We start from the raw sequence: 2,241 nt of genomic DNA on the forward strand, positions 1-2,241 counted from the left end.
TCTAATATTCAATACCTGTATTATACGCTGGTTAATCAGGATGACTACGAAGTTGGGAATAAATTTTAGAAATTTTAAGGTCAAATACGGGACCAGATGTGTTTTGTAGCACCGCCGTCACGTAGTCAGTGTTACAAAACTCTGGTTCGGGGCAAAGCCCCGATATTATTTTGTTAACAATAAATTTGCGTAATTATCTTACGAAAACTTCCATCAATGTTATTTTTTATTGACTAAAATAAAATTTTTGGCGCTTGTATTTTCTTTTATAGGGAATTAATGCAAGTTATTGCCTTTTTTAAGGATTTGGTTGGTATAGTTACTTTTTATATGAGTGTGATATATTAATTTTTTAATTAGAAATGTAGATGTTGTATGGATGAGAAAGATGATTTGATGCAAAAAATAAATAATGTCATGGTTCATAGTTCGGCGAGATCTGAGGATAAACTGGCTGTAATGATGATGTTCTGCTTTAAATTATTGTCAGTAACTCAAACTGAGATGGTTAAAATGCGTGTTTCGGATGGCAGAGAGTTAGTATTAAAATTTGAAAAAAACAAAGTTAATCATTGATTGAGGCTTTATATGGGATTCGATAGTGAAAGGCATGAAAATGCCGTACAGGAAGCACAAAGGATTTTAAAAGAAGCTCAAGCTGATTTTGCTTTAAGATTGGAAAGGGCAGTTGACGGTGTGAGGGAAGTTGCGCAGGAGACAATGCATACCATAGGAAAAGGAGGGCAGAGAGCCTTATGGAGAACTTCATATTTTTTTGATGGTTATGAGGATGTATACAAAGATTAAATAGAGAAGATGGGAGGATGTTTCTTGCTGCGTGGTCGGTAGTTAAAGGAGGTATATTTGAGAATAATGTTATAAAAAAATTTGTTGATATTTACGTAGGGAAATTATTAGAGCCTCATGAGCACGATCAAGCATTTTTAAATGACCTTCATGGAAAATTAGTTAGTTCGTCTATTACTATGATGTATTTAGTAGCTAAATTTAAGACATCAGGTTTGGCAAAGACTGCTGTTGTTTCCGCCATAACAGAAGCTATTTATGTGGCAGTAATTCAAAAAGCATTTATTAGAGAAGGTTTTAGAAAGTTTGGAATGGCGATCACTTTAGCGTTTCAATTCTATGGTTACTTTGATAAGGTCGCTGTATCTGCGAGTAAGTTAAAAAGAGAATGCCCTGTTTTATATTGGTCTCTTTATGCTAGTAAGATAGAGATGTTTTATTTTATTTTTGAACCTTTATTTAATAAAGGAATTAAAACAATACAAAAAGGAAAAGGAAGTACTGTAGATGATGTTTGTTTCGCTATAATGGACATCGTTGGTTATAACTGAACTTTAAGTCATGTAATTTAGGAGTTAAGAGATGTTTAGTAAAGGGTGGTTAAGAAGAGAAATACTATCATGGCTTAAGGGGGTTTATTCTTATATAGTATGGTCTTTTATTCCGACTTTATGTGCTTTTATTTGGTCTCTTTTTGTGTTTGTTGTTTTCCCAAATCATTGGGGGTTGTTAGCTTTGGTAGGTATTATTATTGTTTTATTATTTACTGCTTATTTTGCATTTAGATCTAACTAAGCATAAAAATATGCTTAGTTAATATTTTTAATAAATTCTTTCATCCCATATGCTATAAGAGGATGTTCCTGCAATTACATGATTCCACGATATGGACTTATATTTAAGTGGTATTTTTTCATATGGCATTTTATCATTGCTGTTAATTGAATTTGGATAAACACAGGATATATCAACAATTGTCGCTTCTGTAACTTTCAATTCATAGAAAAATTCTAATTGCCCTGCTGAACTTGTTCTATAGAAAACAAATCCCCCATTCAGTGATTCATTAGAATCTATAGCCAGGGATAATAATGGTGATGATTTATCTATTGGTTTTATGAATTGTATTGGATGATGACTTACGTTTTGGTCTCTAGTCATCGAGTGATCTAAACTTAATACTTGTATTTGGTCTTCGTGTCCTTTTTGATACCGATTTCCTATAGAGTCAAGAGTTGAACACCCTGCTGATATTAAGCCCTGCTTCTTACCATTTAATGTTAGATATATCATGTATGACATAAATATTACCGTCCTAGTTTTTTATTCAAGTAATACTGGTTTGAACATCAAGCCAGAGAACGGTAATTTAACATATTAGAAAAACTTGCAATAGTAGCATAAAAACACAAAAGATATGCCGGAGATACTTTT

5 protein-coding genes are annotated in these 2,241 nt (G+C 32.4%); 4 read left to right on the forward strand and 1 reads right to left on the reverse strand.

The genetic code is table 11. The annotated features are described in order from the left end of the window. Positions 1 to 375 precede the first annotated feature (375 nt). The 4 genes from ABLA76_RS09600 to ABLA76_RS09615 are packed head-to-tail and all read left to right on the forward strand — an operon-like array spanning position 376 to position 1,602. Positions 376 to 576, forward strand: coding sequence for a hypothetical protein (locus ABLA76_RS09600; RefSeq protein ID WP_348987754.1), 201 nt, complete (start codon positions 376 to 378; stop codon positions 574 to 576). A 12-nt stretch (positions 577 to 588) separates the two neighbouring features. Next, positions 589 to 807 carry a hypothetical protein gene (locus ABLA76_RS09605; RefSeq protein WP_348987755.1) on the forward strand — a complete coding sequence of 73 codons (219 nt, stop codon included), beginning with the start codon at positions 589 to 591 and terminating at the stop codon, positions 805 to 807. 17 nt (positions 808 to 824) lie between these two features. Continuing rightward, positions 825 to 1,358: a hypothetical protein gene (locus ABLA76_RS09610; RefSeq protein ID WP_348987756.1), complete on the forward strand. Its 534-nt coding sequence runs from the start codon at positions 825 to 827 to the stop codon at positions 1,356 to 1,358. 31 nt (positions 1,359 to 1,389) lie between these two features. Beyond that, on the forward strand, positions 1,390 to 1,602 hold the full coding sequence (locus ABLA76_RS09615; protein WP_348987757.1) for a hypothetical protein: 213 nt from the start codon (positions 1,390 to 1,392) through the stop codon (positions 1,600 to 1,602). A gap of 27 nt (positions 1,603 to 1,629) precedes the next feature. Here the strand turns inward: ABLA76_RS09615 and ABLA76_RS09620 are convergent, their stop codons facing one another. After that, the gene (locus ABLA76_RS09620) at positions 1,630 to 2,109 is read right to left on the reverse strand and encodes an Hcp family type VI secretion system effector (RefSeq protein ID WP_348987758.1); all 480 of its coding nucleotides are present in this window, start codon (positions 2,107 to 2,109) and stop codon (positions 1,630 to 1,632) included. Positions 2,110 to 2,241 lie beyond the last annotated feature (132 nt).

This window comes from Xenorhabdus sp. SGI240, assembly GCF_040081915.1.
In the GTDB taxonomy this organism is placed as follows: Bacteria; Pseudomonadota; Gammaproteobacteria; order Enterobacterales; family Enterobacteriaceae; genus Xenorhabdus; species Xenorhabdus bakwenae.